Source organism: Micromonospora sp. NBC_00617, assembly GCF_045161355.1.
GTDB lineage: Bacteria > Actinomycetota > Actinomycetes > Mycobacteriales > Micromonosporaceae > Micromonospora.
On sequence record NZ_CP107751.1, the window covers coordinates 2,793,910 to 2,809,859 of the forward strand.

A 15,950-nucleotide genomic window follows, 5' to 3' on the forward strand; every position below is an offset into this window, starting at 1 on the left:
GGCTCCCGAGCGCGACCGAACCACAGCATGGCATTCGACAAGCGTCACTACAAGCACGCCAACCGGTGGGCGGCGGCGGCCCGTCGGACGCGAGCCCGTCGAGAAGCGGCTGCCCGCTCCTCGCCGCAGGGACACGTGCCGGACCCCTGCGCCGACGACCATCCATCGTGACCTGTCAATTCGACGCGGGAGCACACCATGCGCGACAGAAACAGCACGAACCGGCGAACCCGGGTGGCGAGGGCACTGACCGCGACGGCCGCCGCGGCGGCGCTGACCGTCGCCCCGCTCGCCGCGCCGGCACCCGCCACCGCCGCCGTCAGCCGGGCCGAGCTGGCCCTACGCTGGGCGCCCGTGCACTACCAGGACGTCGACGCCACCGGCGCCCACGCCCTGGGCGGCAGGGCCGACTATCTCACCGCCGTGGACTTCGACGGCGACCTGAACGGGCGCAACAACTGGGACCGTGCCGGCCAGTCCGGCACCTCGCTCGCGGCGCACGTGTACTACTCCGTCGTGGAGACGAGCACCCACTGGTACATCACGTACCTGTTCTTTCACCCTCGGGACTGGACCGATCACCCGTTCTTCGAGACCGAACACGAGAACGACGGCGAGGGAGTTCTCTTCGCGGTCGAGCGCGACGGCTCCCCGTACGGCGTCCTGCGCGGCGCGGTCACGGTGGCGCACAGCGACTTCTACTCGTACACGCCGGCCGGCAGCACCTGGACCAGCGGCCGGGAGAGCGTCGACGGGACCCTGCGGTTCCAGACCTCACCGCACGACTCCTTCACGCACCCGGTGACCGCGCAGGAGGCGCAGGGGCACGGCCTGAAGGCATATCCGCAGTACGCCATCAACGGCGACGGCCTGGTCTACTACCCGTCCACAGTGGCCGAGACGCCGAGCAGCGGCGACGACCGCGACGTGCGGTACCGGCTCGTCGACATCTTCGCCGCCGGGGGTCTGTGGGCGCAGCGGACCAACGCGAACCTGTTCGCCAGCCTGGGCACGTTCGCCGGCGACACCTCCGGCGACTGCGGCTCGGGCACCTGGAGCTGCTCGGCGAACTCCGCGAACGCCCCCTGGGGCTGGGACGACGGCAACGACGTACCCGCCCGCGGCGAGCTGGCCAGCGACCCGGCGAAGCTGTCCACCGAATACTTCACGGTCCCGGCTCCGCTGGCGCGCAGCTACAGCTACAACCCGTACGCCGGTGCCGCCGCGGCGCTGGCCGAGGCGGCCAGGACGGCAGCGCCGATCGTCGACTGACCAACGGCTCAGGTGCGCGGCCGGCCCGGTTCGGACCGGCCGCGCACCGGCTCACGAGCCGCCGCCGGGCGCGGTCGGCCGACCCGGAGCGGTCGCGCCGCGCCGCGCCAGCACGTAGCCTGCGCGGATGCGACACACCCTCGCACCCGGCGACGAGACCCTGCACGGTCACTTCTCCCCCGACCTTCCCCCGGCCCTCACCATCGACCCCGGCGACACCGTCACCTACCGCACCCTGGACTGCTGGTGGTCGGCCGGCCCGTACCCCGGCGGGCCGAACCGGGACCGGCCCCGGGCCCCGCAGCACCGGCCCGACCACGGGCATGCGCTGACCGGGCCGGTCGCGGTCCGCGGCTCGCGGGCCGGCCAGACCCTCGCGGTACGCATCGACGCGATCATCCCGGCGACGTGGGGAACGACTGTGGCCGGCGGGTGGCCGAGCGGGTTCAACAAGCGCTACGGCGTCGAGGCCGACGGCGTGGTGCACGCCTGGGAGCTGGACCCGGTGGCGTTGACCGGCCGCAACCAGCACGGCCACACGGTGGCGCTGCGCCCGTTCATGGGGGTGCTCGGCATGCCGCCCGCCGAGCCGGGGACGCACTCGACAATTCCGCCTCGCCCGTGCGGCGGCAATCTGGACTGCAAGGACCTGACCGCTGGCAGCACCCTGCTGCTGCCGATCCCGGTCGACGGGGCGCTGTTCTCGGTGGGCGACGGGCACGCCGCGCAGGGCGACGGCGAGGTCGGCGGTACGGCGATCGAGTGCCCGATGGACGAGGTGACGCTGACCTTTGACGTCCGCGACGACCTCCCGGTCACCGGCCCGGTGGCCCGTACCGCCGACGCCTGGCTCACGCTGGGCGTGGGCGCTTCCCTCGACGACGCGACGTTCATGGCCCTCGATGGGATGCTGGCCCTGCTGCAACGGCTGCACGGCCTCAGCCGACCGGACGCGGTGGCGCTGGCCAGCGTCGTCGTCGACGTGCGGGTGACTCAGATCGTCAACCAGACCGTCGGCGCGCACGCGGTGCTGCGCGACGACGCGCTGCGCTGAGCCGCCACAACGGACCGCCCGCGCGGCGGTGGGGCGGACGGCCGCGCCTCGGCGGCGGGGCGGACCGCCAGCGCCGCCTCGCGGCGGCGGATGCTGTCAGCGCAGGCTGCGGGCGGTGAACCTCGCCGGCGGCTCGGCGATCGCGTCCTGTGCCGCGACCAACTGGATCTCCCGGGTGCCCGCCGCGAGGGTCGCCTCAAGGACGGCGAAGACGGAGGAGATGGTGCGCTCCAACGCGGTCGCGGGTGAGCCGGAGGTCCACAGGTGAGCCAGGTACAGCGCCGCGGTGACGTCGCCCCCGCCGTTCGGATTGATCGGCAGCAGCGGCGTGGTCACCGCCCAGGCGCCATCGTCGGAGACCGCCACCACCTCCAGCGCGCCCGCCGGCACGTCGCCGTGCAGCACGCTGGTGACCAGGACGTGCCTCGGCCCGGTGGCACGGACGACGTCGACGGCCTCCAGCACCTCCGCCAGCGTGGACGTCGTGCGGCCGGCGAGGAAGTCCAACTCGAAGTGGTTCGGCGTGATGATGTCGGCGCGCGGCACGACGGTGTCGCGCAGGTACTCCGGAATACCGGGTCGGACGAACATGCCCCGACCGATGTCGCCCATCACCGGGTCACAGCAGTACACCGCGGCCGGGTTGGCGGCCTTCACCTGGGCCACCGCGTCCAGGATCACGGTGCCCATCGCCGGATCGCCCTGGTAGCCGGACAGCACCGCGTCGGCGCCACCGAGGACCCCCCGGTCGGCGATGCCCGCGATCACCTCGGCCACGTCGGCCGCGGCCAGCAGCGGCCCGCGCCACGCGCCGTACCCGGTGTGGTTGGAGAAGTGGACCGTCAGGACGGGCCAGACCTCGTGCCCGAGTCGCTGGAGGGGAAAGACGGCGGCCGAGTTGCCGACATGGCCGTAGGCGACCGACGACTGGATGGACAGGATCTGCACCGACCCATCATGGCCGCCTCCGACGACGCGCAACGCGCGGCCCGCCGGATCTGTCGGCTGGCCCACTCCGGCCACCCGGCACTCGCCGGACGGACCGCGCCGCGGCCGACCCGCGAGCCGGCGCCGCCCCCGCGCCGTCGGGCGTGCGGCCCCGCCCGTGGACCACGCCCTCGGGCGGCCCGGACCGTGGTCGTCCGCGCCGCCCGAGGTCGTTCGCCAGTGGGCCGTCAGCCGCCGAGGCTCGCCGCAGCCGAGGCGATCGACGAGGCGAAGTAGCTCACCTGGGTGTAGACGCCCGGGTAGTTGGGTCGGGCGCAGCCGTTGCCCCAGCTGACGATGCCGACCTGGATCCACGCGTTGGTGGCGTCACGGCGGAACATCGGGCCACCCGAGTCGCCCTGGCAGGTGTCCGTACCGCCGCTGGCGTAGCCGGCGCAGATCTCCTCGGCGGGGATCAGGTCGCCGCCGTAGTTGGAGTTGCAGGTGGAGTCGCTGACGAACGGCACGGTGGCCTTGAGCAGGTACCGCTGCTGGCTGCCGCCCTCGCGCGCGGCGCCCCAGCCGGCGATGGTGAAGGTGCCGCTGTCGTACGCGGTCGTGGTGGCGATCTTCAACGTGCTCAACCCGGTCACCGGGGTGGCCAGGCGGATCAGCGCCCAGTCCTTCCCGGCGCCGTTGTAGCCGGGAGCGCGGTAGACGTAGTTGGACCGGACGGTGATCCGGCTGGACGACTGGAGGTCGACCGTCCCGAGCGTCGCGGTGATGCTGGTGTTGGTGCCGGTCGAGCCCACGCAGTGCGCCGCGGTGAGCACCAGTCGGGAGCTGTAGAGGGCCCCGCCGCACCCCATCGAGAGCCGCACCATGAACGGGAACTCACCCTGCGCGGCGGGGGTGCCGCCGACGACGTTCGGCGTGACGGGGGTGTCGGCCGCGGCAGCGGGCGCCGCGAGGGTGAGGCTGGCCGCAGCCAGCGCGGCGGCCACCAGGCCGGTGAGGGTACGCCAGCGAACCATGCATTCCTCCGCATCCAGACGGCACGCCTCGTGAGCGCACCTCGATTCGAGATAGCGATCATCATATTGAGATTCATGGATGTTCTGGGTCATCCCCGCTGGGTCGTATCCCCGCGTTATGGGGCGGAGTCCGGGCCGCCGCCGACGCCGCGTGGGCGGCCGGCGCCCGGGCTCACCGTGGGACGGACTCCTGGCCAGCCAGGACGACAAGTTCGTCGGCGCCTGCCGCCAGCGGCGCCTTCGCGCCGTCGACCCAGACGAGATAGCCCACCGGCGGACCGGACGGACCCCAGTGGGCGCCGACTATCGTGGCCGTCCCCGTGTCGTTCGACGGGTGGAGCAGGCGTACGCGGGTGCCGGGAGCATGTCCGTCGTCGGCCACGATGAGCAGCGCGTCGAGGATCTGCCGGACGCCGCTGATCGGCAACTCGGCCACGTACGGCTCGCCCCCCGGCCCCACCCGTGGGGTCATCGTCGCGCGCAGGAACGCCGCCAGCCGGGTCGCCTCCTCGCGGACCGGCCAGTCCGGGCCGCGCTCGGCTGTCACCACAGCCCTTTCGATGATCGACCAGAGCAGCACCGGCTCCCGGTCGAGCAGGCGCCGGGCCTCGCGGTCGACCTCGGCGCAGGCCGTGTCGAGGGCGGTGTCCTCGCCCAGCTCCGCGATCCAGACCAGGTCGCCGACGTCGGGCAGCAGCCCCGGCGACTCGGCCGCGACCACGAGGTAGAGCATCGCGAGCAGTTCCTCGCGACCTTCGCCGTGGTAGAGCGTGCCCACCCCGGAGCCCGCGCGCCCCCGACCGGGCGGGAAACGGTCGACGAGGTGACGGGCCCGACCGCTCGGCAGGGCCGCGGCCCGTCGCGAATCCGCCACCCGATCCTCGAACGAGCGCCGCTCACGGCGTTCGACGAGCAGCTGTCGGTGGCTGTCGCCGCCGGTCGGATAGATCGTCCGACCGTACGTGGCGAGGGTCTCGCCGGGCCGCAGACCGAGCGACTCAAGGTGCCGGGCGGCCACCGAGTAGGTGACGCCGGCGCGGGCGGCCTGCTCCCGGATGGCGCGCTTGCGGGCACGCCCCGGGGTCGGGGTGCGGCGGGAGTGGTGGTGTTCGGACATGGCGCCTCCGGTGCAGCCCCACGCACTTCACCGAACGGGCGGCGTGACTGACACACCGAGGGTCGACACGACGGCGCGGAGTCGGCGACTCTTGGCCCCGAGCATGTGGTCGTGCGTGGGCCACCACATCGGGCGCGGGCAGGCGCTCTGCCACCGCGAGCATATCGCGACCCGGCCGCCGGTCGCCGTCCCGACAGCCGCGACCTGTCAGCCCGTGTCGGCGGGGGTGTCGGTGCGGTGTCGGCGCGGTGTCGGCGCGGTGTCAGGCGACCGGCGCACGCTCTGGAGCATGACAACCGACCTGGTGATCGAGGCCGAGGGCCTCGTCAAGACATTCGGGAAGACGAGGGCGCTGCAGGGCGTGGACCTCGCCGTGCCCCGGGGGACCGTGCTCGGCGTCCTCGGCCCCAACGGCGCTGGCAAGACCACCGCCGTGCGCATCCTCTCCACGCTGCTCACCCCGGACGCCGGCAGCGCCCGGATCGGCGGCTTCGACGTCGTCCGGGACGCCGAGCGGGTCCGCCAGAGCATCGGCCTCACCGGCCAGTACGCCTCGGTCGACGAGGACCTGACCGGGCGACAGAACCTGGAGCTGTTCGGGACGCTGCTGGAGCTGGGCCGCGCCGGCGCCCGGCGGCGGGCCACCGAACTGCTGGACTGGTTCGACCTGACCGACGCCGCCAACCGGCCCGCCAAGACCTACTCCGGAGGCATGCGGCGGCGGCTGGACCTGGCCGCCAGCCTCGTCGGCTCGCCGGACGTGATCTTCCTGGACGAGCCGACGACCGGGCTGGACCCGGCCAAGCGCGAGGACATGTGGGACGTGGTCCGATCGCTGGTGACCAACGGCTCGACGGTGCTGCTCACCACCCAGTACCTGGAGGAGGCCGACGCGCTGGCCGACGCGATCACGGTGATCGACCACGGCCGGGTCATCGCGCACGACACGCCCGAGGGGCTCAAGCGGGTCGTCGGCGGACAGACCCTCGAAGTCCGGCCCGCGGACCCGGCGCAGCTCTTGCGGACCGCGGCGATCCTGACCGAGGTCGGCTCCGGCGGGCAGGCCGACGAGATCCGCAAGGGCGTGCTCGCGGTGCCGGTCACCGACGACACGGCCCTGACCGAGAGCGTCGCGCGATTCGCCGCCGCCGGCATCTCCGTCACCGAACTCTCCCTGCACCTGCCGAGCCTCGACGAGGTGTTCTTCACCCTCACCGGGCGTACGGCATCCGAGGACGACACCACTAACCGTACGGAGGTAGCGGCATGAGCACCCTGGTCGGCGCACCACCCACCGCGAGTTCCGCGCTGTCGACGGCCACCCCGAAGCCGCGACCCTTCCGGCTCGTGCGGCACTCGTTGGCCCTCGCCAAACGCAGCCTCATCAAGACCTGGCGTACGCCCGAGGCGCTGATCGACGTCACGCTGCAACCGGTGCTGTTCCTCATCATCTTCGTCTACGTCTTCGGCGGCGCGGTCGCCGGATCCACCCACGACTACCTGCAGTTCCTGCTGCCCGGAATCCTGGCGCAGACCATCGCCACCGGGGCCATCGCGATCGGCGTCAACCTCAACACCGACATCGCCAAGGGCATCTTCGACCGGTTCCGGTCGCTGCCGATCCCCCGCTCCGCGCCGCTGGTCGGCGCGGTCCTGGGCGACGTCGTCCGGTACGTGATCGTCACGGTCTCGACCCTCGCGATCGGTTACCTGATGGGTTTCCGGATCGACACCGACCCGTTCCGGGCGATCGCCGGCTGCGTGCTCGCGGTGCTGTTCGCGCTCTGCCTGAGCTGGTTGCCGGTCTACGTGTCGATGAAGGTGCGCACCCCCGGCGCCGTGCAGGGCCTGATGTTCGCCCTGATCATGCCGCTGAGCTTCGGGTCGAACGTGTTCGTCGGCACCGACACCCTGCCTGGCTGGATGCGGGCCTTCGTGAACGTCAACCCGATGACCCACCTGGTGGCATCGGTACGCGGACTGTTCCTCGGCACCCCGCTCGACGCGCACGTGTGGTGGACCCTCGCCTGGTGCGCCGGCTTCGTGGCGGTGTTCATGCCGCTGGCGCTGCGCGCGTACCGCAGGAAGATCTGACCCGGCCTAGACGAGCAGGTCCTCCATCAGCTCGCGGATCCGGGCGACGGCCGCGGCCACCGGCCGGGCACGCCAGGCGGCCAGCAACGACTCACGCTGCTCCTCGTCACCGAGGGCGGCGTTGAGTCGTTCGCTGCGCCCGCTCGGGAAGAACAGCTCCATGTGCGCCCCGAGCCGCTTCGCGAGCGCGGACAGTTCGCGGGTGGTGGCGATGTCGTCCCGGTACGCGGCGAGTTCCGCGCCGCCCGACGCCCACGCCCCGATCACCGGCAGGTCCTTCGAGTTCAGCGCGTCGTCGCGGGTGAGCGCCAGCAACGTGGCCGCCTGGGCGGCGGCGTCGGTGCCCGACGCCCCCCGAGCGTCGGCCACCCGCAGGTACAGGACCGCCACCGAGGCCCGCAGCATCACGCGCGGCTGCGGTGGCGGGCCGGTCCAGCCGGCGAGAGTGCGGTTCACCTCGTCGGCGTGGGCCAGCGCCTCGTCGTAGCGCTCGCGCTGCCAGGCGAGGTGCGCCAGGCCGAGAAGCGCCTGCGCGACGTCCATCTGCTCGGCCTGGCCCGGCGTCGCCGTCTCACCGAGTCGCCGTTCCGCGTCCGCGTCGCCGGTCAGGGCGAGCTGCACGTCCAGCCGCACCCGGATCGACCGTGCGTCCTGCTGGGCACCGATCATCTCCATGTGCCGGACGCTGCGCGCCAGCCACTCGGCCGACCGCCCCTCCCTGCCGGGAAGCAGAAACTGCCCGACGGCACCCGCGGCCATCGCCATGCCCCAGTGGTCGCCCGCGACCTCGAAGCGGTGGTACGCCTGCTCGGCGTCGTCGATCGACGCCTCCGGCAGGCCGGCGTTCTCCCGTACCGCCGCGCGCGCGATCAGGCCGAGCGCCTGCACGTACGGGTCCGGGTGCGCGACCATCTCGGTCGCGCTCTTCATGCTCTGCTCCAGGTCGGACTCGTCGAAGCCGGGCAACGCCACCGCGAATGCGGTCAGCCGCGGGGACACCTCGGCGGGCCGTTCCGCGAGCAGCGTCCGCAGGGCGCGTCGAGCCAGCACGGCGGGCCGCAGGTCGGCGCTGATACCGCTGTTCACGCTGATCAACACGCACGTCCAGGCGAGTCGGTCCCCCTGCGGCAGCGGCCGGCCGCTGGCCCGGCCCCGCAGTATCGCCGAGCGCCGACGCCGCTGCGGCTCGTCGACGTTCAGCAGCCCGCGCGCCCACACGAGGACCTCCAGGTGCAGGCCGCGCACCGTCCAGAGGTGCAGCAGCGCGGTGGCGACGTCGACGACGGCAGGCTCGTCGTCCTGCTCCAGCGCCCACCGCAGGCCCGCGACCAGGTTGTCCTGCTCGGCGGCGCAACGGTCGAGCGCCTCGACCTGGCCGGGGCCCACGAGGCGGCCGGCGAGCCCGACCGCCTCGTCCCGGGCCCACCGGACCAGACCGGCCATCGCCACGCCCCGGTCACCGGCGGCGTCCAGACGGGCCTCGCCGTACTCGCGGACGGTCTCCAGCATCCGGTAGCGGGGCGGCCCGTCCCCCTCGACCAGGGCCAGCAGGGACTGTTCGACGAGCCTCGCCAGATTCCGCCGTACGTCCGGGGTCTGCGCGACCGCGGCGGCGAGGTCCGCGGTGAACGGCGCGGGGATGACCGCGACCCGCTCAAGCAGCGCACGATCGTCGGGGGCGAGCAGTTCCCGGCTCCAGTCGACCATCGCCCACAGACTCGCGTGCCGTTCCGGCAGGCCCCGCAGCGCGTCGTCGAGCAGCGCGAACCGGTCGGTCAGCCCGGCGAGCACGTCGTCGATCGGCATGTGCCGCAGTCGCGCGGCGGCCAGTTCGAGGGCCAGCGGCAGGTTGTCGAGCCGGTTGCACAGCGCGAGAGTCCGCCCGGTGTCCCAGGTCGGCACCGCGCCGCCGGCCCGCGCCCGGGACTCGATCAACCCGAGCGCGTCGGCGTCCGGCAGGGCGGTCAGTCGGTGCACCCACTCGCCGGCCAGGCCCAGCGGCGCACGACTCGTCGCGAGCACCGCGACCTCCGGGGAGGTCACCGCGAGCAGGTCGGCGACGACGCCCGCCACCGCGTCGAGGACATGCTCACAGTTGTCCAGCACGACCAGCCCGTCGAGATCCGGCGCGAGCGCCCGCAACCGCTCCTCGGGGCTGAGCACCCGCCGTTCGAGGCCCAGGTTGCCGCCGGTCGTCGAGGTGTCCGCGCCACCGAGCGCCGCGAGCACCGTGGGCAGCACCTCGTCCGGCGAGCGCAGCCCGGCCAGCTCGACCACGCGGACCGCCTGCCCGGCCGCCGCCGTGCGCCGCGTGACCTCGGCCGCGAGGCGGGTCTTGCCGGCGCCGCCGACCGCCACGATCGTCACGAGGGCCGACTCGTCGAGCGCCGCGTCCAGGGCCTGGACGTCGCGCTCGCGGCCGACGAGGGCGGTCATCGGCCGGCGCCACGCGGCAGGCAGGGCGATCCGCGCCGGCGGGCGGGGTGGCGCGACGACGGCCGGCGCGGTGAGCTCGCCGCGCAGCAGCGCCAGATGGACCTGGGTGATCACCGGTGACGGATCGGTGCCGTAGCGCTCGGCCAGGTCGTCACGGAGTCGCTCGACCACCTCCAACGCCTCCGCCTCCCGCCCCTGCGCGGCGAGCACCCGCACGAGCAGGGCGGCGGACGGCTCGTCCGGGGGCGTCCGGGCGGCGAGCCGACGCAGGTCCGCCTCGTCGTACGGCCCCGCGCCGGCGAGCGCCGCCTCGGCGCGCAGCGCGGCGACGTCGGCGAACAGGCGGGCGTCCTCGGTGGTGACGATCTCCGGTACCTCGGGGAACAGGGCACGGGCCCGGTCGGCCGAGTCGCGGGCCGCCCGCGCGTCGCCGGCCCGCAGGGCGGCACGCCCGTGATCGAGGAGCGCCCGCGCCTCGACCGCGTCGACGGTGACCTCGTCGGCGGGCAGGCGGTATCCCCCCGGCACCGCCACCACGGTCAGCCCGAGACGGCGTACGCGGGACACGAGCGCCTGCACCGCGCCGGTCGCGTCGTCGGGCGGCGCCCCGTCCCACACCGTGTCCACGAGCAGGCTGGTGGAGACCCCCCGGCCACGCGCGTCGACGAGTGCGCGCAGCACCGCCGCCAACCGCTCGCCTCGGACCGGCCGGCCGTCGACGGCGAGGGGGCCGAGGATCGTGATCTGCACGGAACCAGCATCCCCCACACCAACCACCGCACCGAGCAGGGTGTCGGACGGCGTGCGGGTCTGACCCGGGTGGGCAGCGCGGCGCGGGATGCGTCCAGGACGGCGTGGTGCGTACAGTTTCGGGTCGGACTTGGGGTGGGCCGGCGGAATCCGGCACAGGAAACGGGACGAGACAACGACGCATGGCAGTGGACAAGATTGCCCAAAACAGTCAGGACGGCATTGACCGGAACCGGCTGGAGACCTGTCTCAGCGTCTTCGAGGCGTTGGAGGCCCTCCCGCCCGACCACCCGGACGTGGTGCGGGTGCAGCGGGCCACCGCGAAGCTCTACAAGGTGATCAAGCAGCGGCGACGCGAGGAGCGGCGCGACGCCATCCTCGCAGCCGACCGGGCGGTGACGGAGGCCACGGCCACCGGCGCTCCCGGCCGGATCGACGACGAGACCCAGGGCATCCCCCTCGCCTCCCCCACCACCGGCACGACGGCCGGTTTCCTGCACAACCCGCGCGGCTGCTACATCTGCAAGCAGCGCTACCGCGAGGTGGACGCCTTCTACCACCAGCTCTGCCCGTCCTGCGCCGCCCTGAACCGGGAGCGCCGCGACGCCCGTACCGACCTGACCGGTCGGCGCGCGCTGCTCACCGGCGGCCGGGCCAAGATCGGCATGTACATCGCGCTGCGGCTGCTGCGCGACGGCGCGCACACGACGGTGACCACGCGGTTCCCGCACGACGCGGTTCGCCGCTTCGCCGCGATGCCGGACAGCGCGGACTGGCTGCACCGCCTGCGGATCGTCGGAATCGACCTGCGCGACCCCGCCCAGGTGATCGCCCTGGCCGACTCGGTGAGCAGTCAGGGCCCCCTCGACATCCTGATCAACAACGCGGCGCAGACCGTCCGCCGCTCGCCCGGGGCGTACGCCCAGCTCGTCGCCGCGGAGGCCGCGGCGCTGCCGGACGGTCCCCTGCCGGAGCTGATCACGTTCGCCAAGCCGGGCGGCCCGGCCGGCGGTCTCACGGCCGGGCCGGAGTCGACCGCGCTCACCCCGCACGCGCTCACCGCGTTGGCCTTGACCAGCGGTTCCGCGTCGCCGGAGCGGATCGCGGCGTCCACGGCCATCGACGCCGGCGGTCTGGTGCCGGATCTCGACCCGGTGAACAGCTGGGTGCAGCGGGTGCAGGAGGTCGACCCGGTCGAGCTGCTGGAAGTGCAGCTGTGCAACGTCACCGCGCCGTTCGTGCTGGTCAGCCGGCTACGAGCGGCGATGGCCGCCGCGCCGGCCCGCCGCAAGTACGTGGTGAACGTCTCGGCGATGGAGGGCCAGTTCGGCCGCGGCTACAAGGGCCCCGGGCACCCGCACACCAACATGGCCAAGGCCGCGTTGAACATGCTGACCCGCACCAGCGCCCAGGAGATGCTGACCGACGGCATCCTGATGACCAGCGTCGACACCGGCTGGATCACCGACGAGCGGCCCCACCCGACGAAGATGCGGCTGGCCGACGAGGGATTCCACGCCCCGCTGGACCTGGTCGACGGCGCGGCCCGGGTGTACGACCCGATCGTCCGCGGCGAGCAGGGCGAGGACCTGTACGGCTGCTTCCTGAAGGACTACGCACCCTGCGCCTGGTGAACGACGTTCGACGAGGAGAAACGCATGTCATCTGACCAGTGGCCGACGCTGGACGAGCTACAGCGTGAGGAGACCGAGCTGGAACTCGCGGGCCTGACCGAGACCGACGCGTACGAGCTGGGCGTGCGGGCCGTCACCGCCGCCGCACAGCGAGGGCTCCCGATCTCCGTGGGCGTGTGGCGGACCGGGCGGCAGTTGTTCCACTGTGGCCTGCCCGGCTCGACGGCGGACAACGACGGGTGGCTGCGCCGCAAGGGGCGCGTGGTGATGCGGTTCGAGCACTCGTCGCTCTACATGGCCCGACTCTGCCGGGACAAGCAGACGACGCTCACCGAGAAGTTCGGCCTACCGGCCGCACGCTACGCCGCGGCGGGAGGCGCCGTGCCGCTGCGCGTTCGCGGCACCGGCGTCGTGGGCTGGATGGGCGTCTCCGGCCTTCCGCAGCTGGACGACCACCGCTTCGTCGTCGACATCCTGCGCGGCGACGCACGCTAGCCCCACGCAACCGCCGGACGTCGCCCGCCCGCCGCACATCGGCGTCCGACGGGCGGCGTCCGGCGGGCGGCGTCGTCGGGCACTCGGTGCGTCCGCGCGTCCGTCAGCCCGCGCGGCGGTTCGCCCGCAGGGCGCCCAGGAGCACGCCGGGTGTGGCCAGCGACAGCGGGTGCTCCCGCAGGGAGACGACCTCGTTGAACCGCCGGGCGATCGCCACGTCCGTGACGGTCGCCGTGAGGATCTGCCGGCTGACCCAGCTGGAGACCCGGTAGCCGCGCGGGTAGGGCCCGCCGACGTGCGGCAACGCCAGGTCGGCGGAGGTCGAGGTCGACCAGGCGGCATCGACCACGACCTTCTGCAGGGCGAGGAAGTGGCGGGCGGGCTCGCTCAGATCCGGGTCGGAGCGCAGGTACGCCGACAGGCAGGCCGCGTGCAGGGCCGCCGCCGTCATCCCCTGCCCGTACACCGGGTTGAACGACGCGACGGCGTCACCGACGCTGACGAGTCGTGCCGGGAACCGCCGCAGCGCGTGGAAGTCCCGCCGGCGGCTGTCGGCGTGGTGGTAGGTCTGGACGTCGCCGAGCATCTCCTGCCCGGCCACCTCGGCGAACTCCGGCGGGAACTGCTCCCGCAGCCGTCGGACGAAGTCCTGGGCGGTGCGGCCCGGCCGGTCCTTCCCGTAGCCGGCCATCATGGCCATCCACCGGCCGTCCTCGATGGCGAAGAAGGCGGCGCCGGCGACGTCCGTCATGGTCTGCGGCGTGTGCAGGGCCATGACGACGGCCGTCTCCGGAGACTGCTCGGGGCGGCGGAACAGCGCTGTCGCGTAGTTGAGGTGCACGGCCATCCGACGGGTGGCAGGCCGTTCCCAGCCGGCCTGCTCCAGCCAGTCGGAGAGCCGGCTGGACCGCCCCATGGCGTCCACCACCAGGTCAGCGCCCTCGACGCCGGGCACCTGATCGACCTCGTACCGGACGCCGGTGACCGCGTCGCCCTCGAACACGAGACCCGTGGCACGGGCGGTGACCGTCTTGACGTTGGGCAGTCGGAGCACCTGCTGACGGATCAGCCCCTCCAGGAGGGGCCGGCTGCCCGCCAGGCTGTCGTCGTCGTCGGGTACGACCACCTTCCGTCGGCCGTCGAGATAGCTGCGCCGGGCGGCGGGCGGCGCCTCGATCGCCCCGTGGGCCAGCGCCTGCTGGCGGAACCCGGGGAACAGTTGCTCAAGCTGGAGCAGGCCGCCGGGCAGCAGCGCGTGCAGTTGCGTCCCCTGTGGCACGCCGGGCCGGGCGCCGCTCACCTGCGGGTCGTCCCGGTCGAGGAGGACCACGCTCTCCGCGTGATCGGACAGGACCCGGGCGGCCAAGAGGCCGGCGACACTGCCGCCGACCACCACCGCCTTACCCAGGCGCGGGGTGGGTTGGTCGGGGGGTCGCACGGCGTTTAACGCGGCGAAGACCCGAACCGGGGAGAGGGACATCGTGCTCTCCAAGGGGTACGAGGTGTGGCACCGATCGTTGCACGGCGTCGACCGCCGACCGTCGCCCCGACACGTCCGCCCGGGTGTCGGATACCAACCATGCCGCTGGACGCGGTCGGCGTTCGTCTGAGCGGGGCTGGCGCGCGGCGCGTCCGTGCTGTCACCATCACCGGCATGCCTGTCGCACGTCGCACCCTGCTCGGAGCTGGCCTGGCGGCCGCGACCTGCGCCCTCGCCGGCTGCGGTGACAAAGGCGGCGCGGGGCCGGGCGGGACCGGCCCCGGCGACGCGGCGGCCGCCACCGACGCCGCGGGGAACCGGGTGGGCTTCGGCGCGGCCGGAAACACCCCCTCGGGCACGCCGAGCGCGTCCCCGTCGCCCGGCGGCGGGGCTGCGCCGGCCAACCAGGCCCGGTACGCCCCGCAGCTGACGGCCCTACTGCGGCGTCACCTCCCCGCCTCGCCGCAGACCGTCCAGCATCACGGCTTTCCCGGTGCGGTCGCCGTCGTGCTGGTCGGCGGACGGACGACGGTGCACACCGCCGTCGGGGAGGCGCTGCGCTACGCGGCCGGCCCGAAACTCCTCGCGGCGAGCCAACGCGTCGCGATGCGCCCCGACTCGGTCTTCGACCTCGCCTCGGTCACCAAGGTCTACACCGCGATCCTGCTGCTACAGCAGGTCGAGAAGGGTCGCGTCGACCTGGGCACGCCGGTCCGCGACTACCTGCCCGGCTTCACCGGCGCCGGCAAGGACGCCGTCACCGTCGAGATGCTGCTCACCCACACCAGCGGCCTCCCGGTGGGCGCCAAGGTCACCGGACTGCCCGACAACGCCGCACGCTGGAACGCAGTGCTCACCACCCCGCTCGTGTCGTCGGCGGTGCCCGGGAAGACGTTCCGCTACTCCAGCGTGGGGCTCATGGTCGCCGGCAAGATCGTCGAGAAGGTCACCGGAAGCCGACTCGACCAGGCGCTCAAGACCAACCTCACCGGTCCGCTCGGCCTGCGCGACACCGGCTTCAACCCGACCACCTGGTTGTCCGGCACCGCGCGGGCCACCCGGATGGTGGCGACCGACGCCCGCTCGTCCCGCGGCCTGCTGCGCGGCACCGTGCACGACGACGTCGCCAACCACCTCGGCGGCGTCGCCGGCCACGCGGGGGTCTTCGCCAGCGCCGCCGACCTCGCCGCCATCGGCCAACTGCTCCTGGATGGCGGCACCTACCAGGGCAGACGGGTCCTCGCCGCCGACACCGTGCGCACGATGCTCACCAACCACAACGTGGGCAAGTCGGCCGTCGACCCCGAGCGCCCCCACCGCACGGCCGCCCACGGTCTCGGCGTGGTGCTCAACCAGCCCTGGTTCATGGGCCGGCTCGCGTCCGCGCGCACCTTCGGCCACACCGGGTTCGCCGGCCCCTCGTTCCTGGTCGACCCGGACCGCAAGCTCGTGCTCGCCCTGCTCACCAACCGGGCGCACCCCAACTGGTCCTGGGCGAATCCCGATCCGGTCCGCGCCGCCGTCGGCGACCTCCTCGCCGCAGCGCTCACCTGACCTGTCCGGCCTGGGCGCGGACGTCATCGCGGCGGGCGCCGCCAGGCAGGTCCTCGACCAGCAGTACGGCATCCCCGAACTCGCCCCGATCCACGCGTGCGTC

12 protein-coding genes are annotated in these 15,950 nt (G+C 73.4%); 7 read left to right on the top strand and 5 right to left on the bottom strand.

Going from position 1 to position 15,950, the window contains the following annotated elements; genetic code table 11:
* Positions 1-198: 198 nt before the first annotated feature.
* Positions 199-1,272, top strand: coding sequence for a hypothetical protein (locus tag OG505_RS12835; protein WP_405433422.1), 1,074 nt, complete (start codon positions 199-201; stop codon positions 1,270-1,272).
* A 127-nt stretch (positions 1,273-1,399) separates the two neighbouring features.
* Positions 1,400-2,326, top strand: a complete 927-nt coding sequence (locus OG505_RS12840; RefSeq protein WP_405433423.1) for an acetamidase/formamidase family protein — start codon at positions 1,400-1,402, stop codon at positions 2,324-2,326.
* Positions 2,327-2,422: 96 nt separating this feature from the next.
* Here the strand turns inward: OG505_RS12840 and pdxY are convergent, their stop codons facing one another.
* The 3 genes from pdxY to OG505_RS12855 all read right to left on the bottom strand — a co-directional run bounded on the left by pdxY (position 2,423) and on the right by OG505_RS12855 (position 5,404).
* On the bottom strand, positions 2,423-3,274 hold the full coding sequence (pdxY, locus tag OG505_RS12845) for a pyridoxal kinase PdxY (RefSeq protein ID WP_405433424.1): 852 nt from the start codon (positions 3,272-3,274) through the stop codon (positions 2,423-2,425).
* 227 nt (positions 3,275-3,501) lie between these two features.
* Complete coding sequence (locus OG505_RS12850; RefSeq protein ID WP_405433426.1) at positions 3,502-4,287, bottom strand: S1 family peptidase; 786 nt, start codon at positions 4,285-4,287, stop codon at positions 3,502-3,504.
* 172 nt (positions 4,288-4,459) lie between these two features.
* On the bottom strand, positions 4,460-5,404 hold the full coding sequence (locus OG505_RS12855; protein WP_405433427.1) for a hypothetical protein: 945 nt from the start codon (positions 5,402-5,404) through the stop codon (positions 4,460-4,462).
* A gap of 289 nt (positions 5,405-5,693) precedes the next feature.
* Between OG505_RS12855 and OG505_RS12860 the strand changes: the two genes are divergently transcribed.
* A complete protein-coding gene (locus OG505_RS12860) occupies positions 5,694-6,674 on the top strand; it encodes an ATP-binding cassette domain-containing protein (RefSeq protein WP_405433429.1) in 981 nt (326 codons plus the stop codon).
* Complete coding sequence (locus OG505_RS12865; RefSeq protein WP_405433431.1) at positions 6,671-7,498, top strand: ABC transporter permease; 828 nt, start codon at positions 6,671-6,673, stop codon at positions 7,496-7,498. Before OG505_RS12860 ends, OG505_RS12865 begins: the two co-directional genes overlap by 4 nt.
* A 6-nt stretch (positions 7,499-7,504) precedes the next feature.
* Here the strand turns inward: OG505_RS12865 and OG505_RS12870 are convergent, their stop codons facing one another.
* Positions 7,505-10,684: a BTAD domain-containing putative transcriptional regulator gene (locus OG505_RS12870; RefSeq protein ID WP_405433432.1), complete on the bottom strand. Its 3,180-nt coding sequence runs from the start codon at positions 10,682-10,684 to the stop codon at positions 7,505-7,507.
* A 182-nt stretch (positions 10,685-10,866) separates the two neighbouring features.
* Here OG505_RS12870 and OG505_RS12875 point away from each other — a divergent pair, with 182 nt between their 5' ends.
* Positions 10,867-12,318 (top strand): SDR family NAD(P)-dependent oxidoreductase, encoded by a 1,452-nt coding sequence (locus tag OG505_RS12875; RefSeq protein WP_405433433.1) that lies wholly within the window; start codon positions 10,867-10,869, stop codon positions 12,316-12,318.
* Positions 12,319-12,342: 24 nt separating this feature from the next.
* Positions 12,343-12,813, top strand: coding sequence for a heme-degrading domain-containing protein (locus OG505_RS12880; RefSeq protein WP_357489630.1), 471 nt, complete (start codon positions 12,343-12,345; stop codon positions 12,811-12,813).
* A gap of 103 nt (positions 12,814-12,916) precedes the next feature.
* Here OG505_RS12880 and OG505_RS12885 read toward each other — a convergent pair whose 3' ends face one another.
* Positions 12,917-14,293, bottom strand: a complete 1,377-nt coding sequence (locus OG505_RS12885; RefSeq protein ID WP_405433434.1) for an FAD-dependent oxidoreductase — start codon at positions 14,291-14,293, stop codon at positions 12,917-12,919.
* A 174-nt stretch (positions 14,294-14,467) separates the two neighbouring features.
* On the opposite strand from OG505_RS12885, the gene OG505_RS12890 reads away from it, so the two are divergent.
* A complete protein-coding gene (locus OG505_RS12890; RefSeq protein WP_405433435.1) occupies positions 14,468-15,847 on the top strand; it encodes a serine hydrolase domain-containing protein in 1,380 nt (459 codons plus the stop codon).
* Positions 15,848-15,950 lie beyond the last annotated feature (103 nt).